Origin of the sequence: Streptomyces sp. NPDC001822, from assembly GCF_042892135.1 — a bacterium.
Classification (GTDB): Bacteria; Actinomycetota; Actinomycetes; order Streptomycetales; family Streptomycetaceae; genus Streptomyces.
Genome location: NZ_JBIATW010000013.1, coordinates 157702 through 184051 on the forward strand (window position 1 = coordinate 157702; position 26350 = coordinate 184051).

The 26350-nt window shown below is 72.6% G+C and carries 17 protein-coding genes; 11 read left to right on the forward strand and 6 right to left on the reverse strand.

Annotation, left to right across the window (positions count from 1 at the left end):
- Window positions 1-149 precede the first annotated feature (149 nt).
- Window positions 150-344 carry a ribbon-helix-helix protein, CopG family gene (locus tag ACFYY2_RS26890; RefSeq protein WP_275491664.1) on the forward strand — a complete coding sequence of 65 codons (195 nt, stop codon included), beginning with the start codon at window positions 150-152 and terminating at the stop codon, window positions 342-344.
- Complete coding sequence (locus ACFYY2_RS26895; protein WP_388747476.1) at window positions 341-733, forward strand: type II toxin-antitoxin system death-on-curing family toxin; 393 nt, start codon at window positions 341-343, stop codon at window positions 731-733. The genes ACFYY2_RS26890 and ACFYY2_RS26895 overlap by 4 nt, the downstream gene beginning before the upstream one ends.
- A gap of 187 nt (window positions 734-920) precedes the next feature.
- On the opposite strand, the gene ACFYY2_RS26900 is transcribed toward ACFYY2_RS26895, so the two are convergent.
- Together ACFYY2_RS26900 and ACFYY2_RS26905 are read right to left on the reverse strand one after the other, a co-directional pair.
- On the reverse strand, window positions 921-1955 hold the full coding sequence (locus tag ACFYY2_RS26900; RefSeq protein ID WP_388747480.1) for a zinc-dependent alcohol dehydrogenase family protein: 1035 nt from the start codon (window positions 1953-1955) through the stop codon (window positions 921-923).
- Between the two features lie 95 nt (window positions 1956-2050).
- A complete protein-coding gene (locus tag ACFYY2_RS26905; protein WP_388747483.1) occupies window positions 2051-2899 on the reverse strand; it encodes an aldo/keto reductase in 849 nt (282 codons plus the stop codon).
- A 320-nt stretch (window positions 2900-3219) separates the two neighbouring features.
- Between ACFYY2_RS26905 and ACFYY2_RS26910 the strand changes: the two genes are divergently transcribed.
- Window positions 3220-3831, forward strand: a complete 612-nt coding sequence (locus ACFYY2_RS26910; RefSeq protein ID WP_388747486.1) for a dihydrofolate reductase family protein — start codon at window positions 3220-3222, stop codon at window positions 3829-3831.
- A gap of 98 nt (window positions 3832-3929) precedes the next feature.
- Here ACFYY2_RS26910 and ACFYY2_RS26915 read toward each other — a convergent pair whose 3' ends face one another.
- Complete coding sequence (locus ACFYY2_RS26915) at window positions 3930-5939, reverse strand: beta-N-acetylglucosaminidase domain-containing protein (protein WP_388747489.1); 2010 nt, start codon at window positions 5937-5939, stop codon at window positions 3930-3932.
- Between the two features lie 304 nt (window positions 5940-6243).
- On the reverse strand, window positions 6244-7350 hold the full coding sequence (locus ACFYY2_RS26920) for a methyltransferase (protein WP_388747492.1): 1107 nt from the start codon (window positions 7348-7350) through the stop codon (window positions 6244-6246).
- Window positions 7351-7454: 104 nt separating this feature from the next.
- Between ACFYY2_RS26920 and ACFYY2_RS26925 the strand changes: the two genes are divergently transcribed.
- Both ACFYY2_RS26925 and ACFYY2_RS26930 read left to right on the forward strand, forming a co-directional pair.
- Window positions 7455-8471: a hypothetical protein gene (locus tag ACFYY2_RS26925; RefSeq protein WP_388747495.1), complete on the forward strand. Its 1017-nt coding sequence runs from the start codon at window positions 7455-7457 to the stop codon at window positions 8469-8471.
- 192 nt (window positions 8472-8663) lie between these two features.
- Complete coding sequence (locus ACFYY2_RS26930) at window positions 8664-10106, forward strand: FAD-binding oxidoreductase (RefSeq protein ID WP_388747499.1); 1443 nt, start codon at window positions 8664-8666, stop codon at window positions 10104-10106.
- Between the two features lie 34 nt (window positions 10107-10140).
- On the opposite strand, the gene ACFYY2_RS26935 is transcribed toward ACFYY2_RS26930, so the two are convergent.
- Window positions 10141-11130: a mannose-binding protein gene (locus ACFYY2_RS26935; RefSeq protein ID WP_388747502.1), complete on the reverse strand. Its 990-nt coding sequence runs from the start codon at window positions 11128-11130 to the stop codon at window positions 10141-10143.
- 523 nt (window positions 11131-11653) lie between these two features.
- Here ACFYY2_RS26935 and ACFYY2_RS26940 point away from each other — a divergent pair.
- From ACFYY2_RS26940 to ACFYY2_RS26955, 4 genes are all read left to right on the forward strand, one after another.
- Window positions 11654-12496, forward strand: coding sequence for a type VII secretion system-associated protein (locus tag ACFYY2_RS26940; RefSeq protein ID WP_388747505.1), 843 nt, complete (start codon window positions 11654-11656; stop codon window positions 12494-12496).
- Entirely contained in the window at window positions 12493-13914 is a 1422-nt protein-coding gene (locus ACFYY2_RS26945) for a ricin-type beta-trefoil lectin domain protein (RefSeq protein WP_388747508.1), read from the forward strand. The genes ACFYY2_RS26940 and ACFYY2_RS26945 overlap by 4 nt, the downstream gene beginning before the upstream one ends.
- 145 nt (window positions 13915-14059) lie before the next feature.
- Window positions 14060-17371, forward strand: a complete 3312-nt coding sequence (locus tag ACFYY2_RS26950; RefSeq protein WP_388747511.1) for a right-handed parallel beta-helix repeat-containing protein — start codon at window positions 14060-14062, stop codon at window positions 17369-17371.
- On the forward strand, window positions 17368-18603 hold the full coding sequence (locus ACFYY2_RS26955; RefSeq protein WP_388747514.1) for a S8 family serine peptidase: 1236 nt from the start codon (window positions 17368-17370) through the stop codon (window positions 18601-18603). Before ACFYY2_RS26950 ends, ACFYY2_RS26955 begins: the two co-directional genes overlap by 4 nt.
- 94 nt (window positions 18604-18697) lie before the next feature.
- On the opposite strand, the gene eccCa is transcribed toward ACFYY2_RS26955, so the two are convergent.
- Window positions 18698-22702, reverse strand: coding sequence for a type VII secretion protein EccCa (eccCa, locus tag ACFYY2_RS26960; RefSeq protein ID WP_388747516.1), 4005 nt, complete (start codon window positions 22700-22702; stop codon window positions 18698-18700).
- 452 nt (window positions 22703-23154) lie between these two features.
- Here eccCa and eccD point away from each other — a divergent pair, with 452 nt between their 5' ends.
- Complete coding sequence (gene eccD, locus ACFYY2_RS26965; RefSeq protein WP_388747522.1) at window positions 23155-24561, forward strand: type VII secretion integral membrane protein EccD; 1407 nt, start codon at window positions 23155-23157, stop codon at window positions 24559-24561.
- Between the two features lie 46 nt (window positions 24562-24607).
- Window positions 24608-26206 carry a type VII secretion protein EccB gene (eccB, locus tag ACFYY2_RS26970; protein WP_388747525.1) on the forward strand — a complete coding sequence of 533 codons (1599 nt, stop codon included), beginning with the start codon at window positions 24608-24610 and terminating at the stop codon, window positions 26204-26206.
- The last annotated feature ends 144 nt before the right edge of the window (window positions 26207-26350 follow it).

The following is a 26350-nucleotide window of genomic DNA, read 5'->3' on the forward strand; positions in this document are numbered from 1 at the left end:
CGGCGCGCTGCCTTTCCGGCCTCTGGTCTGTGCGAGCCGAAGGCGCGGCCGGTCCAGGCGGCAGGGTGTGGCGCCCCGATCAGACAGTCCGAGGTCCTGCCGGGCTGGTCTCACCTCGCACTCAGATACCAGTCAGGTATCATGGCCGTATGGCGATGACACTCCGACTCCCCGACGATCTTGATGCGAAGCTCACCGAGCGGGCTCGGCGAGAGGGCCGAAGCAAGCAGGAACTCGCTGTCGAGGCCATCCGTGACGCTCAGGACCGGGCCGAGCTGAAGGTCGACGACGTCTTGGCCGAGATCATGGACAGTGACGCTGAGATCCTGGACTACTTGAAGTGACCGAAGTGCGTTACATCAAGATCGACGAGATCCTGTCCATCGCACGCACGGTCAACGGTAGTGAGCACAGCGTGCGTGACATGGGACTCTTGGTGTCAGCGATCGAACGGCCCCGGACCCACGTGTTCGGAGCCGAGCTGTATCCCACACTGCATGAGAAGGCAGCGGCACTGCTGCACTCCGTTGCCCGAAATCACGCCCTGGTCGACGGCAACAAGCGCACCGCCTGGCTCGCCATGCGTGTCTTCCTGCGGTTCAACGGCGTCAGTGCCAGTACCGTTCCGCCGCCCGTCCGTACCGCCGGCCCGTTCGTCGAGGAAGTCGCGCAGGATCACGTCGACGTGCCGGTCATTGCCAAGCGCCTGTCAGTCTGGTTTCCCGTCTCCTGACGTTCGACGAGACATGAGGGCCGGGTACGCGTGTTCCCGGCCCTCACGTGTCCTGCTCAGGCTGGCGGGCGGCGCCCGGGACGGCTTCCCGGAAGCACTGTCCGCCGCTGTGGGGGAGCGGCGCGTGTCGTGGTCCGGGGTGGCACGACGGCGTTCGGTCGGGCCGTCCGAGATACCGGGCCCTCTGTCACGGCCGTACCAGGACCTTCAGTGCCTCGCGGTCGTTCATCGCCCGGTAGCCCGCCGCGATGTCCTCCAGGCCGATCGTGCGGTCGAAGACCCGGCCGGGCCGGATCGAGCCGTCGAGGATGTGCGGCATCAGCTCCTCGATGTAGGCGCGGGCCGGGGCCACGCCGCCGGTGAGGGTGATGTTGCGCAGGAAGTCGGGGAAGCCGAAGGGGACGTCGGTGAACTGCGGGGCGCCGACCCGGCTGATCGTGCCGCCGGCGCGGACGACCCCGAAGCTCTGGACGATCGCGTCCTTCAGCCCCACGCATTCGAGGACCTTGTGCGTGCCCTCGCCGTCGGTCAGGTCACGTACCCGGGACACCCCCTCCCTGCCGCGCTCCGCGACCACGTCCGTGGCGCCGAAGTCGCGGCCGAGGTCGGTGCGCACGGTGTGGCGGCCCATGAGGACGATCCGCTCGGCGCCCAGCAGCCTGGCCGAGATCACGGCGGACAGGCCGACCGCGCCGTCGCCGATGACGGTGACCGTGTCGCCGGGCCCGACTCCGGCGGTGCGGGCCGCGTGGTAGCCGGTGCTCAGCACGTCGGACAGGGTCAGGAGGTCCGGCAGCAGCTCGGAGTCCTCACCGACCGGGAGCTTGACCAGGGTGCCGTCGGCGTACGGGACCCTGGCGGCCTGACCCTGACCGCCGTCCACGCCGTTCACACCCCAGGTCCCGCCGTGCACGCACGAGGTCTGCAGGCCCTCGCGGCAGTACGCGCAGGTGTTGTCGGAGTAGACGAACGGCGCCACCACCAGGTCGCCGGGCTCGACGGTGCGCACCTCGGATCCGGTCGCCTCGACGACGCCCAGGAATTCGTGGCCCATGTGCCGGGGGTTGTTCGTGGGCGGCGCCGACTTGTACGGCCACAGGTCGCTGCCGCAGACGCAGGACAGCACGATCCGTACGACCGCGTCCGTGGGGTTCTTGATCTCCGGGTCGGTGACGTCCTCGACGCGTACGTCCTCGGCCGCGTACAGCAGGGTGGCGCGCATGGGCGGTACTCCTCGTGTGGGGGGCGTGCGGCGGTCGGTGCCGCCGGTGCAGGGCGTCGGTGGGCCGTCAACGGTCGCCGACGGCCGGCCGTGGTTCAGGAGTCGAGCGTGGCGTTGCCGAGCCGGCTGACCATGGCCGGGTCGCGGTGGTCGAAGAACAGCGACGCCCCGGTGTCCAGGGCGGCGACGGTCGCCATCTGGCCGTCGGTCAGTTCGAAGTCGAAGACGTCGAGGTTCTCCGCCATGCGCGCGGGACGTACCGACTTGGGGATGACCACGACGTCGCGCTGGATCAGCCAGCGGAGTACGACCTGCGCCACGGACTTGCCGTGCGCCGCGGCGATCCCGCTCAGCCCGGGCTCGGTGAAGAGGTTGTTGCGGCCCTCGGCGAACGGGCCCCACGACTCGATCTGCACCCCGCGCTCACGCATGAGGCCCTGGTCGGCCGTGCGCTGATGGAACGGGTGCGTCTCGATCTGGTTGACCGCGGGGGTCACCTCGTTGTGGTCGATCAGGTCCACGAGCCGGTCCGGGTGGAAGTTCGACACCCCGATCGCCCGGACGAGGCCGTCCCGCTGCAGGCTCTCCATCGCCCGCCAGGAGCCGTAGACGTCTCCGAAGGGCTGGTGGATCAGGTACAGGTCGAGGTGGTCCAGGCCGAGCTTGCGCAGCGAGGTGTCGAAGGCACGCTTCGCCCTGTCCTCTCCCGCGTCGGAGACCCACAGCTTGGTGGTGACGAACAGGTCCCGGCGCGGGATGCCGCTGTCGCGGATGGCACGCCCTACGGCCTCTTCGTTGCCGTAGGCGGCTGCCGTGTCCAGCGACCTGTAGCCGGCCGCCAGGGCGTCACCGACGGCCTGCTCCGTCTGCTCGGGCGGGATCTGGTAGACGCCGAAGCCGAGGACGGGCATCTCGACGCCGTTGTTCAGGGTGACGTACTGCATGGTGGCGGGTGACTCCTTGCGGACTGTGTCTTCGTGCGGGGGAGAACAGCGTTCGCGGTGGTCGGAGTGGGGACTCGTACACCGCTACCCGTGAGGAGGCGATGCCTCTCGGCCGTTACGCCGTGCGGGCGCCACGTCCGGACATCGCCCGGTGGGCCTCCGCGCAGCGGCGACAGGCAGGGCGCCCCGCTCGGGGGAGTGGTGAGCGGGGGCGTGACAGGTCCCCGCGTACGGGGAAGGAAGCGGGAAGCAGGAAGTCTGAGCGGGCTGAGGATGCTGTCTCCTTGCCCCGTCTCCCCTCCCGAGAGAAGTGGTGCGCGATGAGATTGGTACTGCAGGAGTTCCTGTCGCTGGACGGCGTCTCCCAGGGGCCCGGCTCGCCGGACGAGGACACGAGCGACGGGTTCACCCGGGGCGGCTGGTTCGTGCCCCACCTCGACGAGGCGTTCGAACGGGTGGCCACCGACTGGCTCGGCCGGGCGGACGCCTTCCTGTTCGGCCGTCGTACCTACGAGAACTTCGCCCGGGACTGGCCGCGGATGACCGACCACCCGAACGCCGCGATCCTCAACGGTTCGCCCAAGTACGTGGCCTCACGAACCCTGACCGAGGCCGGGTGGGACCCGACCACGATCCTCTCCGGCGACGTCCCCGCGCAGGTCGCCGAGCTGAAGCGGCGGCCCGGCCGCGAGATCCAGATCCACGGCAGCGCCCGACTCGGCCAGTCCCTGCTTGCGGCAGGGCTGGTCGATGAGATCCGGCTCGCGGTCGCTCCGGTCGTCGTGGGCGGCGGACGGCGCCTGTTCCCGGACGGCGGCACCCCCGCCGGCCTGCGCCTGCTGGCGAACGAGACCACGCCGAGCGGAGTCGCGGTGTACGTGTACGAGACGACGGGCCTGCCGGAGTACGGGACGTACGGGGCCGGGGCGTAGGCATCGGCGCACCGCGCCGCCCGGCCCCTTGAACGCCCGGGCGAAGGGAAACCCCGGCGCCGGCCCCGGGCGCCGGTTCCCGGCACCCGGGGCTCGTGTCACATCGTCGGTGCCTGCTCGATGAACGTGTCCAGCACCCCGTCGGCCACCTTGATCCTGCCCTGCGGCCGGGTGGTGCCCGGGATGGTGGTGATCGCGGACGCCTGTTTCGCCAGGTCCGCCGCAGTCGCGAAGTCCGCCTGTCCGGTGCCCGAGTGCAGTCGTGCCCGCAGCCCGTCGAGGGTGGCGTCCAGCGAGCCGCCCCACAGATCCAGGGCGTCCAGCCAGGGCTTCGTCTGTGCCAGGAAGGCCGGGTCCCGCACGCCGGCGCGGATCTGCTCGGGAGCCCCGGACAGTACGTCGGCGTACGCACCCAGTTCCTTCAGCGCGGCCATGCGGCGGACACGGGATCCGCTGTTCCACTCCGTCGTGAAGTCGGCCAGCCGCGCGGCCAGTTCGGGTGCCTGCGGCTGCCAGTCCGTGTCGCCGAAGGTCGGCGCCAGGTGCTCGGTGTCGAACAGGGCCAGCAGGGCCCGGGCGGTGGCACGGTCGCCACCGGCCAGGTAGCGGGCGGCCTCCCTCCAGGTGCGCTCGGGGTCGTAGTCCTCGTCGTTCCAGGCGAACGACGCGCCGCCGAAGAGAGCGACCTTGCTCGGCGCGGCCTGGTTCATCGGATTGAGCACGATGCCGCTCAGCGCTTTGTGCAGCCCGGCCTCCCGCTTGTCGTACGGGGCCATCAGCAGACGTCCCGTCGTCTGCCCGTAGTCGTTGACCGGGTAGTTGTCCCAGAGGAACACCTTGCGTCCCCAGACCGCCGAGGCGGCCTCGGCGTCCGCCACGCTGATCGAGGGGGGAACGACGTCCGTGCCTGTCCACTGCACGACGATCTTCGGGTCCAGCTGTTCGCGCAGTACGGACTTGTACGCGGAGTCGGCCGTGTCGGAGTACTCCGTGGGTACGAACTGCAGTGGCCCGGCGTCCGTGTGGCCGTCGATGAAGTCGTGCTGCACCGCGTTGAGCAGGTCCGCCTGCGCCCGGCCCGCGCTGCCCCTTCCCGGGGCGCCGTACTTCTCCCGGTCCGCGTCGCAGTTCCACCTGGTGTAGCTGATGTCGTCGAGCGCCACGTAGAAACCGCGTGCGCCCTGGTCGTAGAGGGTGCCCAGCTTCTCCTTCAACGCGCTCACGTCGGCGGGGTCGCTGTAGCAGATGGACAGGCCGGGGGAGAGGGCGTAGGTGAAGTCGACGTGGTGGACGGTGGCCTGGTCGATCAGTTCTCGCAGGTCGGCGAGTCTGCCGGCGGGGTAGGGCTCGCGCCACTCCTCCCGCAGGTAGGCGTCGTCCTTCGGCGTGTAGATGTAGGTGTTCGCCTTGATGTCGCCGTAGAAGGCGAGTTGGTCGAGCCGGTCGCCGTGTGACCAGGGTGCGCCGTAGAAGCCCTCGATGCTGCCGCGCAGCGGCATGGCCGGGTGGTCGGTGACCGATACGGCGGCCACGGAGTGCTTCCCGGTCACCAGCTGCCGCAGCGTCTGTGCGGCGTAGTAGACGCCGTCCCCGTCGTTGCCGGCGAGCACGATCGTGTCGCCGCGGGAGGCGAGGGAGTAGCCCTCCGCGACCAGGGTGCCGGGTATGGTCCCGCCCGCGCGGTGCAGGGCGCCGGCCACTGCCGGATCCTTGACGGAACCGGCCACGACGGTCAGCCTCGCCCCACGGGCGTGCGACGCGGGGACCGTGCTCCCTGCGGCTTCCGTGTCGATCCGGCGGGCCCCGGCCGCCGTCAGCGCCTGCCTGATGACATCGGTGCTGGAGGCATCGACGTCGTCGCCGAGGACGAGGCGCACTCTCGCCGGGACGCGGATGTCCCGGCCCGCCGACTTCATGCTGCGGGGAGTGGGCGTGACGACGGGCGGTGCCGTCGACGCGGCGGCACCGCCCGTGGACGGCACCGTGGCGTCCGGTGCCCCGACCGCCTGGGCGGGAGCGGAGAGCGTGCCCATGGCCAGCAGTACGGCGGAGCCCAGAAGCGAGAGCCGGGGAATGCGGGGAAGACGGTACGGATGACGTTCGGTCATACGGGTCACTGCACCTCCACGGAAGCGGACTATCACATTCGGGTGGTGAAGTGGTCTAAACCACCACTCCTCGACTCCGGTGTCAAGATCGAGGCCCGAGAATGTGACACCGGAGCCCCGGCGGGGTGACCGGCATTCCCGTACCGATCACCCGGAACCGCCGGAGCGAAGTCCTCGTGACATGCCACCTGTTGGCGCGAGTCCGCGCGGGGCGGCACCATCGGGACCCGGGTGGGAGTGTGGCTCTCGTCGCGCGGGTGCGTGCCCCCGGTGACATCCCCGACGGCCCGTCGCGCAGGGGATATCAGCAGGGCTTGTGCGCCACCAGGGCCGCGTTCGCGCCCGCCGCGTCCAGGGGGAGGACCTCCATCGCGCCGAAACCGGCCTCCGACAGCCGGTCCGCGTACTCCGAGTACGTCCAGTTGTTCCCCGACCGCGTCTCCACGAGCATGTTCAGGCCCATCAGGGCGGCTGACGCGGGCCCAGACTCGTCGTCGTCCAGGACCAGTTCGCAGATCACCACGGCGCCGCCCGGAGGAAGCGCCGCGTGGCACTTCTCCAGCAGACGCCGTCCCGTCTCCGCGTCCCAGTCGTGGAGGATCATGCTGAGCAGGATCACGTCGTGTCCGCCCGGGAGTTCGGCGTCACGCAGGAAGTCGCCGCCCCGCGCCTCGATCGCATCGGTCATCCCGAGCTCCACGGCCTTCGCCTCCGCCAACGCCGCCACCTGCGGCAGGTCGAGCACCGTGGCCCGTAGGTGCGGATAGCGTCGGCACAGGCCCACGGGGAACGCTCCGGCGCCACCGCCCACGTCCAGCAGGCGTTCGTGCCGGGTGAAGTCGTACGCCTCGGCCAGGGCGGCGGCGGTGAACGAGGACAGGGTGAACATCGCTCCCCAGAAGCCCTCCAGGATCGCCGGATCAGCGGTGACGAACGCCGATTCCTGTGCGTCGGGGTCCCAGGTGGTGGGCCGGTCGGTGCGCAGGGCCTCCGTCAGTCGGTCCCAGCCCGGGTAGCCGTAGCGGTCCGAGTAGCGCACGAATCCGCCGAAGTAGTGCGGCCGGCCCTCCACGAGGAACTCCGCCGCCGTCCGCGAGTTGCGGTAGAGCGCCTCACCGTCACCAGGGCGCTCGCGTTCCAGCAGGTCCAGGGCGGTGCAGCAGGCCAGCAGCATGCGGGCCGGACGGGGACGCAGGCCGAGTTCCGCTCCGATGCGGTCGGTACCGGCCTCGCCGAGTCGTTCCAGCAGCGTGAAGAGGCCGAGTTCCACCCCGGCCGCCAGCACCTTGAACCGCCAGAAGCCCGTGGTCAGTTCCATCAGGCCCACCGGCGTCTGCCCGCTCGGCCGTTGTCCCCGCACCCCCGTGAGGCCCAGCGGAATCTTCTCTTCCGTTGTGACTGTCCGTGTCATCGCGTCGTTCCTCTTGTTCCGAGTTCTGAACCCACCTGCATGAACACATATAGTAGTTGCTTGATTGCTTTACGTTATTCCCTCAGTTCAAGGAGACTTTTGTGATGTCTTTCGCGGGTGCGGACGGTCCCGTCGTCCTGGTGATGCCTCTCCCCGCCGAGCTCCCCGGCACCCTCCTCCCCCTGGCCGAGCGGCTCACGGAGATGACGGAGAGTTGCCGCGCGGACTACAGCGCCGCCATGGGGGTCGAGCCGGAGGCCGCCGGCGTCCGTGCCGGACTCGTCGCGCGCCTGGTCGCCGAGTCCGAACGGGCCGGCACGGTCACGGCCGAGCGGCCCGCCGGGAGTTGTGTGCACGATGCCTTCTTCTCGGTGCGCCGTGGCACGGGTGACAGCGTCGCCGTGCTCGCCGCCGCGATCCTGCTCAGCGATCTGCTCGTGCAGGAGGATCTCGCCGGGAGCGGCAGCACCCTGGACGCCGATCCCGACAGCCTGCTCCTGGGGGTCACCGGTTACCTCATGGGTGCGCCGGCCCCGGTGGCGAAGCCCGGCTCCTGGCAGACCGCGCATCCGGTCGAGGCGGCCAACCAGCGGTGGCTCGTGGGCCACCAGCGGTTCTTCGTGATGCTGCAACTGCTCACCCTGGCCCTGCGCGCCCTGGATGCCGAGGGGGCGACCCCCGAGCAGGAACAGGAGGCCGTCCGCAGCTTCGGCCGGCTGTGCCGAAGCGCCGCGGTTTCCATGCGCTACGCCGCCGACTTCCCGCCCGAGCTCTACGAGGAGGTCCGGAAGACGATGGCGCCGCCCGCGGTCAATGCCGGATTCAGTGGTCTGCAGACGCGCGACCACCACGAACTGGTCGCGTCCATGCGCCGCCTCAAGCGGGACGGCGGACTCGACCGGCTCACCGCCGCCTCCCGCACGGCCGTCCATGCCGCGGTCCAGCACCTGTACGAGGCCCACGTGTGGGTGTGCGACCGGTTCGGAGGGGCCGTCGAGCCCAGCCTGCTGATGGCGCAAGCCGCTCAGGCCGGTGGGGAGAGAGCCGAGAGCGGAGTCGCGGCGGCGCAGCGTCTGGCCCGGCAGCGGCTCGGCCACCTCACTCCGTCCGGCAGTGCCTGACCGCCCTCGACCCTTCTGAGGAAACGCTCCGTCACCCGGTCCGCCCGCTGGGGACCGGACTGCTCGCAGGCTCCGAGGAAACGCTCCGTCACCCCGTCCGTCCGCGAGTGGCCGGACTGCTCGCAGGCTCCGAGAAAACGCTCCGTCACCCCGTAGCGGGACCTCGGGCCCGTACCGCCAGGAGGCACCGCCATGATTTCGCCGTCCGACGTCTCCCCGCACGGCCGGTTGCGTACCGCAGGGGGCGTCACCCCCGCGTACGGGAGTCCCGAAGCCGGGCCGGCGGGTCTGCCGGACTCCGGACGGTTCCGGCCCCGGCGCGTCGCCGGGGCCGTGCGTCCGGGCGCGGCGGACGAGGTGGCGGGTCTGGTACGGGCGGCAGCTGCCGCCCGCACACCGCTGCACCCGGTCTCCACCGGCCGCAACTGGGGCCTGGGGTCCGCGCTCCCGGTCGACGACGACGCTCTGCTCCTCGATCTGTCAGGGCTCGACCGGATCAGGGACGTGGACATCCGCCGCGGCTTCGCCGTCGTCGAACCCGGCGTCACCCAGGGGGCTCTGACCGGACGCCTGGCGGATACGGACCGGATGCTCAACCTCACGGGTGCCTCCCGGCACACCAGTGTCATCGGGAACATCCTGGAACGTGGGGTCGGCCTGCACCGGCCGCGTGCCGAGGACCTGGCCGGGCTGGAGCTCGTCCTGGCGGACGGCGAGCTCGTGCGCACGGGCTGGTGGCCGTCCCCGGGCGGTTCCGCCGTGGTCCAGCCGCACGGCCGGGGCCCCTCCCTCAACCACCTCTTCACCCAGGCCTCGTGGGCCGTCGTCACCGCCGCCGTGGTGCGTCTGCTGCCACGGCCCCGTACCGTCAGGATCCTGCCGGCCGTCTTCCCGCCGGACCGTCTCGCCGACGCCGTCGACACCCTGCGCGCGTGGACGGCGGGCGGGCTGGTCCCCGCCACCACCAAGATCTACGATCCGGTCGCCGCCCGCACGTACGGCGTCGGTGAGGCCGCCGGACCGGACGGCGCCCACCTGGCCCACCTGGCCCTCACCGGCGACGCCGACGTCACGGCCGCGCTGGCCGACCTGCTCGCCGCCCGCCTGCGGCAGGACTCCTGCCCGCTGTCGGAAGGCCCGGACCGGGCCGCCGACGCGGAGGTGCACGCGGCGTACGCGGGAGTGCACGACCCGGAGGACGCGCTCTTCCGCCGCAAGACGGGCGGCTGCTGTGCTCGTTGCCTCGACCGCTCGCGCGGTCTGCTGATGTTCCTGCCGGTGGTGCCCTTCGAGGGGGCTGCCGTGGAAACGGCCGCCGCTCTGATCGACGCGGCGCGTGGGGAGGGCACGGCCCGGCCCGGCATCACGATGAACGTGCTGGACGCCGACACGATCGACCACGTGGTCACCCTTCGCTTCGATCCCGCCGACCCCCTGTCCACCGCCGCAGCGCACCGCACCCTGGACCGGATGCACGTCTCCTTCGCGGCACACGGCTGGCCGCCGTACCGCCCGGACATCGACCATCCGCCGGCCGCCGCCACCGACCCCGTGCTCCATCGGCGCCTCGTCGGCGCACTCGACCCGCACGGGGTCTTCGCCCGGGGGCGATTCGCACCGCCCTCGGACCGGTAGGCGGTCAGGTCGACCAGAGGCCGGCCCAGGTATGTCAGGTCGACCAGAGGACGGTGCCGTTGGCCACGACGACCACCTTGGCGTCCGGACGCAGGACCAGCTGGGCGCCCGGGTGGTCGTGGGTCTTGGAGGCCCAGATCGGGCGGTCGTCGCCGTTGTGGATGACGAGGTTGCCGTCGGGCTGGAAGATCGCCCGGTGGTTCGGCCCGAAGGTCATGGACGCCCAGATGGGCTTGCCTTCTTCGTTGAGGACCACGAGATTGCCGTCGGTCTGCATGACCATCTTGATGCGGTTGGTCGTCCAGGCCTGGTCGACCCCGATGACGCTCGGCGCCGAGATGGTCGCCGTGGTCCAGTCCGGCTTCGGCGGTGCCGGCTTCGGCTTGGGCTTCTTGGCGGGCGTGCTGCTCGCCTTCGGCTTGGGCGCGGACGTCACCGGCTTGGGGGCGACCGGTACGGGGGCCTCGACCTTCTTCGGCTTCTCCTTGCTCGGGGACGGGCTGGGCTTCCCGGCCACGTAGTCCTCAAGTGCCGCCGGGGCGGAGTCCGGGTTGAGGACCGTGTCGGCGCTGCCCGCCGTCGGCGCCTTGGCGTCTTTGCCGTGGTCGTCGTCGTTCGCGGTACCGACCAGCAGCAGGGGTATGGCGATCAGCGCGGCGCCGAGGAAGGCCGCTCCCGCGAGGACCGGCGTGCGGGGGCGGCCGCGGTCGACGGCGGTCGCCGTCATGGTGCCCGGCGCCGTGGCTGCCGCTGCCAGGGCCACGCCCTCCTCGGCCGCTTCGGCGGTCGCCGTGGTGGGTGCGGTCGCCGGAGGGGTGCCGGGCGTCGCACCGGCCGCCGGGTCGGCGGCGGGCTCCGCCTCCGGTTCGGGGGCGGTCGTCGCGGCGGGCGTCAGCGCTGCCGGGGCTCCGTCCGGTGTTTCCGCGGCGGGTTCCGGGGATGGCGGCGGGGAACCGGCCTCCTGCGCGTCCGGGTCTGCGGCCGCCGCCGAGCTCGCGCCGGGGGTGGGATGCTGGGGGGACATGCGGTGACTCCTCATCGGGGCTGAGCTGTCGGTGGGCAGCGGTCGGGCCGGATGAACGCCAGGTGTCCTCGCGGGCGTCGGCGACCGCCGAGCCGCGCCGGTCCGGGGCGGTCCGTACGCGTCGTCCGATGCGCCCGCGCCGGCTCGGTCACCGTCGGTACCGGTCCGATGCTCTGCCCGGCCGCGAGGTGTTCCCGTACGCCCCGGCCCGGACGTCCCGGCCGTGAGGCTGTGTGCGTCGGAGGGGCCGATGGCGTACCCAACGTAGCCCGTCGCGGGGCGCCGGCCGCCTCCTCGGGCCGATCACATCCGGCACTTTGTCCTCTCGTGCCTCACTGGTCCCGGAAAGTTCTCGCTCCGGGCATCAATCGGGCGCGTGCGCAGCAGATACGGGCAGGCCTCAACCATCAACGGATGTGGCCTGTGTGACATCCTGATGGCTCCATGGCCTGAGTAATGTCGGCGTGCCCAGGGGTCGTTGGGGCACCCGAGAATGCGTACATACCTAAGAGTTCAGGTGGAGATGCGGTCCGGAGAGCGCCAAGACGCCGGAATTGGCGGCCCTTTCGTGGTTCCGGAGGCTGCCGGTCAGGCCGACACACCCGAGGTGTCGAGCTCCGGAATCCGGCCGGCCGATGACGGCGAGCCCAGCCGGATACCCGAGGCGGTGAAGGCCGCGGCCCGCCGGGCGCCGGGACACTGGATCGGTGTGGCGGATCCGGAGTGGTCCGAGGAGCGGACGCCGCCGGAGTGGGCCGTGCTGGGTGAGTGGCGGTCGGACGAGTCCGGGGGCGTGGGTGAGTACCGCGCCAACCCGGCCTACCGGCCGTCGGCCCGTGTCCTCGGCTGGCCGGATCCCACCGACCCGGTCGACGCGGCGGCGCAGCGTGCCGCCACGGGATACGGCCCGGTGGAGGACGCCCTCGCGGCGCTCGCGGAGGCCGAGGTCGGCGTGCTGCGAGGGACGGACGGCGAACCGCTCGCGGCCGCCGGGCGCGACGGGCAGCCGGTACTCCTGCTGTTCACCTCGCCCGCACACGAGTTCATGTCCGCGGAACTTCGCCATGACAGGCTTCCGGTACGGGAATTGACCCGTTCACCGAGAGGTCCCGGCACCATGCTGATGGTCAACGCGGGGGCCGCCGCGCCCCTTCTCGTCCCGGCGGACAGTCTCCTCGGCCACCTCGGCGCCGTGGTCCCCGGCGAGCGCGTGCCAACCGGCGACCCGGCCGAGGCTCCCGCCCGGGCGTCCTCGGCCGTCGACGGTGCCGCGGACCGTGCCGGTGTTCCGGACGCGGCTTCCGCCGCCGACCGGACCCACAGTTCATCCGAACCCTGGCCCCACACCACAGGGAGGACCCCGTGACACGTTCCACCCAGCAGGTCCCCGCCTCCTCCGGTTCCCGCCCGGAGTCGGCCTCCGGGCCCGAGGAGGAGGCGGCCGTGCCCGCTGCCGCCCCCACCGGGCCGGCCGGCGCGGACAACCCTGAGGCCGGCACCGGGGCGGCGGTGACCGCCGCCCCGGAGAACACGTCGGGGGAAGCCGGTGACGCCGCCGGCACGTCCGGCGAGAGCGGGCACTCCGCGGCGACCCCGAAGGCGTCCGCGGGGGGCGACGACGGCGAGGTGCCCGCCGCGCAGACGGGATCCATGCAGGCGGGATCCACGGCGGACGGAACCGCACTCGACCGATCCGCACCCGACCGATCCGCGCCGGACGGATCCGCACCCGACGGAAGTACCGCCGAGGGCATAGCCGTACAGGCCGGCACCGGCGCACCGGCGTCGCGGTCGGAGCCCTCCGGCGGCGCGGGCCTGCCGGAATCCGGGCCCGAACCCGACACCGATGCCGGGCCGGATACCGAACCCGATGCCGCCGCGGCCGCGCAGAGCCGGCTGCCCGCACTGGTGCGGACCATGACCGCCACCGCGATCGGGCAGCCGCAGCAGCAGGCGGGGCCGGTGGGCAGGCCCGGCAAGGCGGTGCTGGCCGGGGCCGCCGTCGCCGGGGCGCTCCTCGTGTCGGTGCCCTTCCTGGTCCTTGCCGGGAACGACGACGACGGCCCCGGCAAGCAGTCGGTCGCGGCGGCCGGGACGGTCCTCGACGGGAGCGGGCAGGAAGCCCCGGGCGAGTTCGCGGTGACCCCGCCCGAGACCGGTTCGCCGGAGGACGACAAGAAGAACGCGGGCAAGTCGGGCGCCCCGGAGAAGCCGGTGCATCAGGCACCGGCACCCGCGAAGGACACGGACGACGACCCGCCGAAGAAGGACGCGGCCCCCGGGAGCGAGCCCAAGAGCGAGCCGAAGAAGCCGAGCGGTGAGCAGCAGTCCTCGCAGTCCGCTGAGAAGAAGTCCGGTGGGGCGAAGAGTCAGCCCGCGAAGGCTCCCGCCGTCACGTTCAGTGGCCCCGTCTCCTTCCGCAGCCATCTCTCCGGGCGCTGCATCGACGTTCCGAACCACGACTTCAGCGACGGCAAGGCGCTGCACGTGTGGGACTGCAACAACGCCCCCGCGCAGCAATGGCGGTTCGCCTCCGACGGCACCATCCGCATCCAGGACAAGTGCCTCGACGTGGCCAACGCGAACTTCAGCGACGGCACGCCCATCCAGATCGCCTGGTGCAACGGCAACGCCGCCCAGCAGTTCGCCCTGAACGGCAGTCACGACCTGGTCAACACCGTCGTCGGCATGTGCGTCGACATCGCGGGCGCCGACCGGAACAGCGGAGCACGACTGCAGCTGCTGAGGTGCTCGGGCAACGACGCCCAGAAGTGGAGCACCTGACCCCGGCGCCCGATCCCGGGAGCACCGCTCCCGGAACCCGCGGGCCCCGGCAACGAGGCATGATGACAACGTCGGCTCGCCGACACGCGCCCCCGGCCCATGGGGGCGTCCGCTGAAGACGCCGCCGTAGCAAGGAGGTTGGTGCGTGTCGCGCCAGGTACTGTCGGTCGGCCCCGGGGACCGCTATTCGACGATCGGTGAGGCGCTCGCCGCCGCCCGCACGGGCGCGCTCATCAGCGTCCGGCCCGGGACGTACGCGGAGAACCTGGTGATCCACACCAGGGTCACCCTCACGGCCGCCGAAGGCCGGGGAACCGTGGAGATACGCCCGCGTGCGGGCAGCGTGGTCGCGCTGCGCGCGGACGCCGTGATGCTCTCCGAGCTGACGCTGCGCGGCGGTGACGCCGAGCTGCCCGCCGTGGACGTGCGGCGCGGGCAGGCCGCGTTCGACGGCTGCGAGATAGTCGGCGCGGCCTGGACCGCGATGCTGGCCGGTGGCACGGGGTCGCTCGCACTGCGCAACTGCCGGGTGAGCAACCCGCAGGGCGCGGGCATCGTGGTGACGTCCACCACCCCCACCACCGTGGAGTCCTGCACGCTCGAACACCTGGGCACCAGCGGCCTGGTGCTCGCCGAACAGGGCGAGGCGCGCATGCGTGACTGCACGGTGCGCGATGCCCGGGGCAACGGCCTGCTCGCCAACGGGGAGACCCGCGGCAGTGTCGAGGACTGCGACATATCCTCCACCGACAAGCCCTCCATCGCCCTGGAGGAGAACTCCGCCGTGTCGGTGGTCCGCACAGTGGTGCACGACACCAGCACCGGCGTCCACCTGAGCAGCAAGGGGCGTACGACGCTGGAGGACGTCCGCGTCACCGGGGCGTCCGGGAACGGGTTCGCCCTCGCCGGCGGCACCGATCCGGTGCTGCGCCGCTGCCGCGTCTCGCGTGTCCGCGGTCACGGGGTGCTCGTCACCGACCGGGCGCGCGGAACCTTCGAGGACTGCTGGGTGGACGGCGCGCAGGGTGCCGCGCTGCGGGTCGCCGGGGCCGCCTCGCCGGCACTGACCGGGCTGACCGTGCGCGACTGCGACGGGCCGGGGCTGCTCCTGGAGGAGGACTCCGCACCCGAGCTGGACCGCCTGGAGGTCATCGGCGGTTCGCCCGCGGTCGCGCTGCTCGGCGGTGCCAACCCGCTGCTGCGCCGCGCCCGGCTCGTGGAGCCCTCCGGTGACGGCATCCACGCCACCAAGGAGGCCCGGGGCAGGGCCGAGGACTGCGAGATCGTACGTCCGAAGGGCGCGGGTGTCCGGGTGGCCTCCGGCAGTACTCTCTACCTGGCCGGCGGCGGCGCTTCCGACGCCGCCACCAGCGGCCTGGTCGTGGAGGACGGGGGCAACGTCACCGTCCGCGACTTCCGCGTGGAGATGTCCGGTGAGGAGGGCGTCGTGGTCGCCGGCGGCGGCGAACTCACCGCCAACCGCACCACGGTCCACGCTCCCAAGGGACACGGCTATCTGCTCCGCGAGGGCGCCCTCGCTTCGCTCAGCGGCTGCGAGGTCGTCGGCGGTGGCCAGGACGGCTTCCGGGTGGAGTCGACGGCGCCGGTCTCGCTCGTGAACTGCTTCGCCCGTGAGAACGAGGGCGGCGGTCTGGTGCAGACGGCGCCCGGCGAACGGCTCGCCGTGGAGAACCTGAGCAGCACCGGCAACGGCAAGCGCGACGCCTGGGGCACCGGCAGCGCGGAGAACACCGACCCGGCGGGTTCCGGCGCCGCGGACGGACCCCGGCCGGACCGTGCGGACGGCCCGCTCGGCGCCCTGAACGCGCTGATCGGTCTGGAGAACGTCAAGCAGCAGGTGGGCACCCTCGTCAACCTGACCCAGCTCGCCCAGCGGCGCGAGCAACTCGGCATGCCCGCACCGCCGATGAGCAGGCACCTGGTCTTCGCCGGTCCGCCCGGCACCGGCAAGACCACCGTCGCCCGCCTGTACGGGGCGATCCTGGCCGAGCTGGGTTCGCTGCGCAGCGGACACCTGGTGGAGGTCTCGCGAGCCGACCTCGTCGCGCAGGTCGTCGGCGGCACCGCCATCAAGACCACCGAGACCTTCCAACGCGCCCTGGGAGGTGTGCTGTTCGTCGACGAGGCGTACACGCTGACCGCGGACAGCGGGAACGGCGGTGCGGACTTCGGTCGCGAGGCGGTGGACACGCTGCTGAAGCTGATGGAGGACCACCGCGACGAGGTGGTCGTCGTCGCCGCCGGCTACTCCCGTGAGATGGAGTCCTTCCTCGGCTCCAACCCCGGTCTGGCGAGCCGCTTCTCACGGACCGTCGAGTTCGAGAACTACTCCGTGCCGGACCTCGTCGCGATCATGGAGAGCATGTGCGCCCAGCACCAGTACGAGCTGGGCGAGGGCACGGCGGCGGCGCTGGCCGCTCACTTCGGGGCGATGCCGAGGGACGCCGGCTTCGGCAACGGCCGTGCCGCACGCGGGGTGTTCGAGGAGATGGTCGACCGGCAGGCGGTCCGGCTGTCCGCGCAGCAACAGGTCGGCGAACGTGATCTGCGCCTGCTGCTGCCGGAGGACGTGTCCGCCACGGCGGCCGCGGCCGCGGCCGACACCGCCGTACCGGACGACGACCCGCTGACGCGCCTCGGCGACATGATCGGGCTCGCCGAGGTCAAGCGTGAGGTGGCGGATCTGGTCAACCTCATCACCACCGCCCGGCACCGGGCCGCGGCGGGGCTGCCGGTGCCCACCCTCAGCAACCATCTGGTCTTCACCGGTCCGCCCGGTACCGGAAAGACCACCGTGGCCCGCCTCTACGGCGAGGTCCTGACCCAGCTCGGCGTCCTCCAGCGGGGTCAGCTGGTCGAGGCGGCCCGCGCCGACCTGGTCGGCCGCTACATCGGCCACACCGCCCAGCTCACCCGCGAGGTCTTCGAACGGGCCCGTGGCGGAGTCCTGTTCATCGACGAGGCCTACACCCTCACCCCGCGCGGCGGCGGTGCGGACTTCGGCCAGGAGGCGGTGGACACGCTGCTGAAGCTGATGGAGGACCACCGGGACGAGGTGGTCGTCATCGTCGCCGGATACACCGACGAGATGGAACGCTTCCTCGACTCCAACCCGGGCCTTTCCTCACGCTTCCCGCGCCGTATCGCCTTCGCGGACTACTCCTCCGAGGAACTGGTCACCATCGTGCGCGCCCAGGCCGCGAGCATGGGCTACGACTGCGGCCCCGGCACGGGCCCGCTGCTCAAGGAGTACTTCGACTCGCTCCCCAGGGACCGGTCGTTCGGCAACGCCCGCGCGGCCCGCCAGGTCGTCGAGTCCATGGTCACCCGCCAGGCGGGAAGGCTCAGCTCCGTGGCCGTGCCCACCCTGGACGACCTGCGCATCCTCACCCCGGAGGACGTCACGGCCACGGCACCGAAGGTGGCGCCCCGATGAGCCCCGCGTCGCGCGCGGTCACCCGGCTGCTGTCCGGTGCCGGCCTCGCCGCCGCCCTGGTCCTGCCCGTGGCCGTCCCGGCCGCAGCCCAGTCCCTCCAGCGTGTTCCGGCGGCGGACGGGAAGAAGGGCCAGGAACTGCCCGGGATGCCCTCGTCCCTCGACCCGGACGGTGAGGCGGCCTGCACCCCGGCCTCACGTGCGGAGGCCGAGAAGCAGGACTGGTCGCGCCAACGCCTCGACCTGGACCGCCTGCACGGGCAGAGCACCGGTGCGGGCACGACCGTCGCCCTGATCGACACCGGCGTCGACACGGGCGCCGCCGGTCTCGACGGCAGGGTCACCGCACAGGGAACGGCGGGTGAGGACTGCGTCGGGCACGGCACCTTCCTGGCCGGCCTCATAGCCGGTACCGGCGGGGACAGCCCCCGGCTGGCCGGCGTCGCGCCGGCCGCGAAGGTCCTCGCCCTGCGCGGCACGGACGCGCGCGGGCGGGCGGGCGCGGGCCTGGTGACGGCGGCGGTACGCGAGGCGACGGCCGCCCGCGCGGACGTCATCGCGGTCACGGTGGCACTGCCGCGCCGGGACGCGGCGCTGACCCGCGCGGTCGCCGACGCGCGCCGCGCGGGCGCGGTGGTGGTGGCCGCGGCCACCCCGGACCCGCCGTCCAGGGGCTCTGCGGACGAGACTCCGGTCCGCACGTACTGGCCGGCGGGTGAACCCGGTGTCCTCTCGGTCGCCGACATGCTGCCCGGCGGTCTCCGCCCGGACGGCGCCCTGCGCACCGACGGCATCGACCTGGCCGCCCCCGGCGCCGGGGTGGTGTCCGGCGGTCCGCGCGGAGACGGCCACTACCTCGGCGGCGGCGCCTCGGTGGCCACCGCGTACGCGGCCGGGGCCGTCGCGGCGGTCCGTGCGGCCTACCCCGGTGAGGAGCCCGACGACGTGGTCCGCCGCCTGACGGCCACCGCCTACCCCGCGGACATCCCGCAGCTCGACCCCTACGCCGCCGTCACCACGATCCTCGGCGAACCCGGTGTGCGGGCGGGTGCCGGGCGCGCGGCGGAGCCCGTGGCGCTGCGCGACACCTCTTCGGCCGACCGTGCCACGAGCCGCGCGACCCTGTTCGTCCTCCTCGGCTCCGCCGGGGTCCTCGCCGTCCTCTGGGCGGGCTTCGCGTTCTCCCGGGCCCGCGCCCGGGGCTGGCGTCCGGCGGGAGCGGGCGGAGCCTGAACGCGGTGAGCCGTGAACACGAGGGCGGCTTCTGTCCCCGGGCCACCGCCCGGGGACAGAAGCCGCCCTCGTACCGTCCGGGTCCTGCAGGCCGTTAACTCTCCTCCACCAGTGCGGTCTGCATCAGGCGCGGCTTGCGGCGCGCGATGTGGAGGGCCCGGCCCGGCGGGAGGTTGAGGGGCTTCGCGTTGCCGAAGAGGCGGCCCTCCGTGGGCGGGCAGGAGAGGAGTACGGCGGGGTTGTTGGCCTCGTCGAGGCGGCGGATCAGACCGTCGCTGAGTCCGCGGCCCGCCCCCATCGCGCTGCGGGCGACGATCAGGTGCAGACCCATCTCGAAACCTAGGGTGACGTTCTCGAAGAGCGGCTCGAAGGGACTCTGGAAGGAGTTGCCGGAGACCATGTCGTAGTCGTCGACCAGGATGAACAGCCGGGGACCGCTCCACCAGTCGCACTGGCGCATGCGGGAGGGGGCGATGTCCGCGCCGGGCACACGGGTCTTCAGCGCGCGGGACGCTCCCTCGATCGTCTCCTTGAGGTTGTCCAGCGAGATCACGTGCCCCAGGCGGTACTCCTCGGGCACGGCGTCCACCAGGGTGCGGCGGTAGTCCACCGCGATGATCTTCGCCTCCTCCGGGGTGTACCGGGCGGTGATGCCCTTGCTGATGCCACGCAGCAGGTTGGTCTTGCCGCTCTCGGTGTCGCCGACCACGATGAGGTGCGGGGTACGGCTGAAGTCGTGCCAGACCGGTTCCAGTGCGTCCTGGTCGATGCCGAGCGCCAGACGCATGCCGCCGCCCTCGGTGGGCTCGGGCGACGGGAGGTCCGCCAGCGGGAGCCGGTGCGGCAGCATCCGGACCTGCGGGGCCGGTGCCCCCTGCCAGTGCCGGGAGATCTCGGCGACCAGATGGGCGACACCCTCGCCGAGGTCGTCGAGGGAGCCGCTGCCGTCCAGCCTGGGCAGACCCGCGAGGAAGTGCATCTTGCTGTCGGCGGTGATGCCCCGGCCGCCGCTGCGCGGCACCGAGCGGGCCTTGCGAGTGTCGATCTCGGAGTCCATCGGGTCACCCATCCGCAGTTCGAGGCGGGTGGCGGCCTGGTCGCGGACCTGGGCGGAGAGCTCCACCCAGCGGGTGGTCGTGATGATGAGGTGGATGCCGTAGTTGAGGCCCCGCGCCGCGAGTTCGTTGAACTTCGGGATGAGGTCGTCGTAGTCCTGGCGTACCGTCGACCAGCCGTCGACGACCATGAACACGTCGCCGAAGGGCTCGTCGGGGAACTCCCCGGCGGCCCGGCGGCGGCGGTAGGACTGCATGGAGTCGAGGGTGTGGTCCACGAAGAACTGCTCGCGCCGGGCGAGCAGCGTCATCACCTCGGCGACGGCCCGGTGCACCCGCTCCGGGTTGAGCCGCGCCGCGACCCCGCCGACGTGCGGGAGGGCGGCGAGCTGCGAGAGCCCGCCACCGCCGAAGTCCAGGCAGAAGAACTGCACTTCGGCCGGTGTGTGGGTCAGGGCCAGGGCGGCGATCAGCGTCCGGGCCAGAGTGGACTTCCCGCTCTGGGAGCCACCCGCGACGGCGACGTGGCCGCCTGCTCCCGAGAGGTCCACGACCAGCGGGTCGCGGCGCTGCTCGAAGGGCTTGTCCACCAGACCGACCGGGACCCTCAGCTTGCCCGTGCCGGCCCATCCGCCCGCGGTGAGGCCGCGCTCGGGGTCGGCGGCGATGCCGGGAAGCAGGGCGTCCAGCGGGGAGGGCTCGTCGAGGGGCGGCAGCCACACCTGGTGCGCTGCGGGACCCGAGTCCCGCAGCCGGTCCAGGGCGACGTCGAGCAGGGCCTCCTCGTCGCCCGCCTCGGCGGTCTCGGGCTCGGGCTCGGGCGCCGGGTCCAGCGTCCGCGGCACCACCCAGCCACTGGTCCACGGCACCACCTGGCTGGCGACCCTGGCCCGCACCACCGCGCCGGTCCGCCGCCGGTAGGTGCCGGAGGAGTAGGCGGCGCGGAACCGGGTCAGGGACTCCACGCCGGACTTCAGGTAACCGCTGCCGGGCTGGGCCGGCAGCTCGTAGGCGTCCGGCACACCGAGGACGCCCCGGCTCTCCATGGCGGAGAAGGTGCGCAGACCGATGCGGTACGAGAGGTGGCTCTCCAGTTGGTGCATGCGGCCCTCGTCCAGGCGCTGCGAGGCGAGCAGCAGATGCACCCCGAGGGAGCGGCCGAGCCGGCCGATCATCACGAACAGGTCCATGAACTCCCGGTGCGCGGAGAGAAGTTCACTGAACTCGTCGACCACCACGAAGAGGCTGGGCAGCGGGGTGAGGTCGGCGCCGGCGGCGCGGGCGCGCTCGTACTCCAGGGCTGAGGTGTAGTTACCGGCGGAGCGCAACAGCTCCTGGCGGCGTATGAGTTCGCCGTGCAGGGCGTCCTGCATGCGCTCGACCAGGGCGACTTCGTCGGCGAGGTTGGTGATGACGGCGGAGGTGTGCGGCAGTTCCTCCAGGCCGAGGAAGGTGGCGCCGCCCTTGAAGTCGACCAGGATGAAGTTGAGGGTCTCGGAGGAGTTGGTCAGGGCGAGACCGAGCACGAGGGTCCGCAGGAGCTCGCTCTTGCCGGAGCCGGTGGCGCCGATCAGCATGCCGTGCGGGCCCATGCCGCCCTGCGCGGACTCCTTGATGTCGAGGTCGACGGGCCGGCCGTCCGCCCCGACCGCGATCGGCACCCGCAGCCGGGTGGAACCGGTGTGCCGGTTGAAGAGGGTGTGCGGGTCGTGCCGGTGCAGGTCGGGGATGCCGAGGAGCGTCGTCAGCTCGACGTCGGCGTCCAGCGGCTGCGCGATGTCGGTGCCCAGGCTCATCCGGCGGGGGGTGAGCAGCCGGGCGAGCGCCTCGGCGCCGACCGGGCCGAGCCGGTCCGGCCTGCCGAGCGGCACCGAGCGCTCCTTGCGGCTGCGGTCGGTGCGCACCAGGCTCACCCGGTCCGGCCCGGCGGTCAGCCGCAGCGTGTTGCGGCCCGGGCGCCAGCGCAGCGCCCCGGACACGTCCAGGGCCAGGGCGTTGCGGTAGCCGTGCCCCTCCCAGCGGTGCCCTTCGGGGACGGTGACGCCGTCCAGGACGACGATCGTGTACGGCTCGTCGCGGCCGGGGCGGGCATCCGGGTCGAAGGCCGGGCGTTCGGCGAACTCGGCACCGAGCAGGTCGTCGAGTTCGGTCAGGTCGGCGGTGATCCGGCGGGCCTGGCCCGCACCGTCCTCCTCGTGCGGGTCCAGCACGTGCGGCAGCCACTTGGCCCACTCCCAGTCGGGCCGCCGCTCGTCGCTCACACAGAGCGCGATCCACAGCTCCTCGGGCGCGTGGAACACGGCGAGCTGCCCGATCACGGCGCGCACCAGGGCGCGTACCGCCTCGGCTCCGGGGTCACCGGCCGGGTCCGCGCCGCTCTCCCCGGACGCGGGGGAACCGGTCGAGGCCACGCCGTCGTCCGAGGTCTCCTCGGGGCGCAGCAGGATGCGGGCGGACGACCGCAGGTAGAGGCCGAGGGGCTGTTCGGGGATGGTCGAGTAGGCGCGGATGAAGCGGCGCAGGGCGTGGGCGCAGAGGGGTTCGAGGTCCTCCACCGGGCGGGTGGAGACCGGGTCCAGCGTGAGCGCGAGCTGCTGCTCGCCCACCGCGAGCCGGACCTCGCCGAAGTCCTCGTCGGCCGGGCGGCGTTCCCAGAGCCGCGAGGTGCGGGCCAGCGAGCGCAGGGACTGCGGATCCGGGTGGCGCCACGCCAGCGCCCGCTGCTGCTCGGCGATCGTGGTGCGGACCCGCTTACGGGTCTGCGCCAGGTAGCGGAGGTAGTCGCGGCGCTCACCCCTGAGGCGCTGTTTGCGCTCGCTGGAGCGGCGCATCAGCTGTCCCAGCAGCATGGCGCCGGCGGAGAGCGCCATCACGCCCATCGCCAGATACATGAAGACGCCGTTGCCGCCGCCGGGCCGCAGGAACATCAGCATCATCGACACCGACATCAGGGCCATCGGCAGATATGTCCATATCGCCGAGGTGTCGGGCACCGTCTCGGCGAGGACGGGCGGCTCCTGGAGGGTCAATTGCCCCTCGGGCATCTCGGGTCCGCGCCTGCGGGCCGGCCGGCGAAACAGCACCACACTCAAGGAACAGAACCTCCGGTTTCACAGCCTTTCGGTCCGTACCGAATACAGGAGGACCCGGTAGTGGGAAAGGCCGCAGCGCGCTGATTCCCGGGCCCACGCGTGACGCGGTGAACGCCGGGTGAATGTATCGAGCTGACAACGGCGGACGGCCAACTCCCTTGAAGGCCAATTGCATACGGGATAGGGCGCCCGGTCCGCAGTACGACGCGGTGGTCGTAGGCAGTAGTCTGCATTCACCGAACGCGACCTGTCCACGCAAGAGTGGCGGACGCCGGTGTGCGGGTCCAATTCCGCAACACGGCACCGCTGTTCCCCGCCGTGCGGACGTTCCGTACTGTTCGCACATCCCCCGATCCGGGGGAGCCTCCCTGTCAAAGCCTCCACGGAAGACGAGAGTTCATCCGATGACCGACAGTGCGGTGGCCGAATCGTGCCGCCTGACCGTGCGTGCGCCGAGCGTCACCATTGATCTGGCCGTGCCCGCCGACGTCCCGGTCGCCGATCTGCTGCCCACACTGCTGCGTTACGTCGGCGAGGAGGCCGAGGAGGCCGGGCTCGACCACGCGGGCTGGGTGCTCCAGCGGCTCGGCGACGCCCCGCTCGACGAGGAGAGCACCCTGGCCCGCGCCGGGCTCGCCGACGGCGCCGTGCTCTACCTCCGCCCGCACACCGAGGCACTGCCCGAGGCGCGGCTCGACGACCTGGTCGACGGGATAGCCGACACCGCCGCCCGGCGGCTCCACACCTGGCACCCCGGGGCCGCCCGCGGGCTGCTGGTGGGCACCGTGGTCGCGACCGTGGCCGCCGCTCTCCTCCTCGTCTTCCGGCCCGGAGTGACCGGCTCGGGCTCCACCCGGGCCGCCTGCGCCGCGGTGGCCGGTCTCCTGCTGCTCGCGGGCGCCGGCTCCGCCAGCCGCGCGGTCGGCGACCGGCTGTCCGCGACCGCGCTCGGCCTGATGGTCGCCCCCTGCCTGGCCCTGGCCGGCTGGGTGCTTCCCGGCGGCGACATCACCGGACCGGACGCGGCGCAGGTCGTGGGCGCGCGCCTGCTCGCGGCGGGCGCCGCGGGTGCGGGCGGCGCGGTCATCGCGCTCGCCGCGACGGCGGTCGGCGCCCCGGCCCTGCTGGCCACCGCCGTGGTCTCGGTGGCCTCCGCGATCGCCGGGGCCCTGATGGGATACACCGGCCTGGGCGTGCCCGCCGCCGTGGCGATCGTGGCCACCGCGGTCGCGCTCGCCGCCGGGACCGTCGCCCCCTTCGCCTTCAAGCTGGCCGGGATGCGGATGCCCTCGCTGCCCTCGTCCGCCGGCCAGCTCCAGGAGGGCATCGACCCCTACTCGGGCGACGAGGTGGCCGAGCGCACCGAACTGGCCGGGCGCTGGGTCACCGCGCTGTTCGCGGCCACCGGCGTCATCGCCGCCGCCGCACTGGCCGTACTCGCCGAGCACCCGAACCTGCCCGAGGTGCTGACCGCGCTGGTCCTCAGCCTCCTGCTGCTCCTGCACTGCCGGGGCCTGGTGCACATCGGCCAGCGGCTGACGCTGGCCGTACCGGGCATCTGGGGACTGCTGCTGCTCGCCCGCGCCTGGGCGGTCGACAGCGACGGCACCGGGCGCCTGGTGGTCTTCGCGGTGCTGCTCGCCGCGGCCGCCGGGCTCGTGACCGCCTCCTGGACGGTGCCCGGCCGCCGGGTGCTGCCCTACTGGGGCCGGGCCGCGGAACTCGCGCACACCGGCTTCGCCGTGGCGCTGCTCCCGCTCAGCCTCTGGGTGGCAGGCCTCTTCGGCTGGCTGCGCGGCCTGTTCGGCTGAGCACGGCCGTACGCCCCGTACATCGGACACGAGTTGAGGAGAGGCCGTGCAGTCCAAGCGCGACCAGGTACAGGCGCACAGCTTCATGATGGGCAGGCTCAGTTCGGGACTGCTGACGGCCGATCCCGACGCCCCCGAGAGCCCGCTCGGGCGCACCACCCGGGGCGTGGTCTTCGGTGTCCTGGTGACCGTCCTGATCGGCGCGGGTGCCACGGTCTTCGGCCTCCTGCGCCCGGGCGGGAACGACGGCTGGCGCGACGGCGAGCACCTGGTGGTCAACCGTGACACGGGCGCCCGGTACCTCTGGACCGGCACCGACGGTGTGCTCCACCCCGTACGCAACTACGCCTCCGCGCGGCTGATCGGCGGCTCGGACCTGGCGACCGTCGACGTGGCCACCGCCTCGCTGCGGGACGTTCCCGTCGGGCCGCCGGCCGGCATACCCGGTGCACCCGACGCGGTGCCCGCGCCGGGCGAACTCGACGACGGTGCCTGGCACATGTGCGTCACCGGGCCGGGCGGAGCGCTCCCCAGCACGTCCGGCGCGGTGACCGGCACCGGTGTGGAGGAGCCCGGCGCCACCACCGTGGTCGCCGGCGCCCCGCTCGGCGCCCAGGGCATCGGCGGCGGCCGGGGCGTGCTCGTCGTCGGCCCCGAGGACACCGAGTACCTGGTGTGGCGGGGCAGCAGGCTGCCGCTGGACCGCGAGTCCGACGCCCGCAACGCCCTCGGATACGGCTCCGAGCAGCCGATGCCGGTGTCGGCGGCCTTCCTCGACGCGCTGGCTCCGGGCCCGGCCCTGAAGTCGCCCGAGGTGCCGGACCGCGGCACGGAAGGCCCCGCCCTGGGCGGCGAAGCCACGCGTGTCGGACAGCTGTTCACGGTGAGCGTGCCCGGCGGCGGCAGCACGTACCACCTGCTGCGGAAGGACGGGCTCGTGCCGCTGACACGTCTCGGTGCCGCCCTGGTGCTCGGCGACCCCGCCACGCAGAAGGACGCCTACGACGGGCACTCGCCCGAGGTGCGGGCGGTCGGAGCCGACGCCCTGCGCACCCACCGGGCGAAGGACTCGTCGCCCGCCGGTTCCGCCGATCTTCCGGACAGCCCGCCGGTCCCGCAGTCCGCACCTCGCGGGACCGCGCTCTGCGCGCAGGTGGACGGCGGCGACGGCGGCACCCGGATCAAGTCCGTGCTGGTCCCGCTGAGCCGTCTCGCACCGGTCGTGGTGTCGGAGGGCACCGCCCAGCCGCTCGCCCCCGCCTGCGTCCGCACGGACGCCACGGTCGTACGGCCGGGACGCGGTGCCCTGGTACGCGCCCTGAACGCCAGCGGTGCGGCGCACGCGGGGACGACCTACCTGGTCGCGGAGAACGGCGTGAAGTACCGCGTTCCGGCCAAGGACGCACTGGCCGCGCTCGGATACGGCGCCGGGGACATCGGCTCGGTCCCCGCACCGATGCTGGCCGCCCTCCCTACCGGCGCCGACCTGGACCCCGGCGCCGCATCGGGCGCGGCCGGTCCGAGGGTCACGGCTCCGCGCTGCGGCACCGACGAGCCGTCGGAGCGCGAGGGGGCCGGTGGGACCGGCAAGGCGGCCGCGACGGGTGCGGCCGGCACGTCGGTCGCAGCCGGATCGGCATCCTGATCCAGGCATACACCGCATACGCCGCCGAAGAAAGGAAAATGGCGGGAGGGGGGAAACTCTCCTCGAAGTCGTACCGGTGCGGCCCATTCCGCACGGGGTGAGCGGGACGGGAAACCTCAGGGAAAGCTCAGATTTCCGGACGGC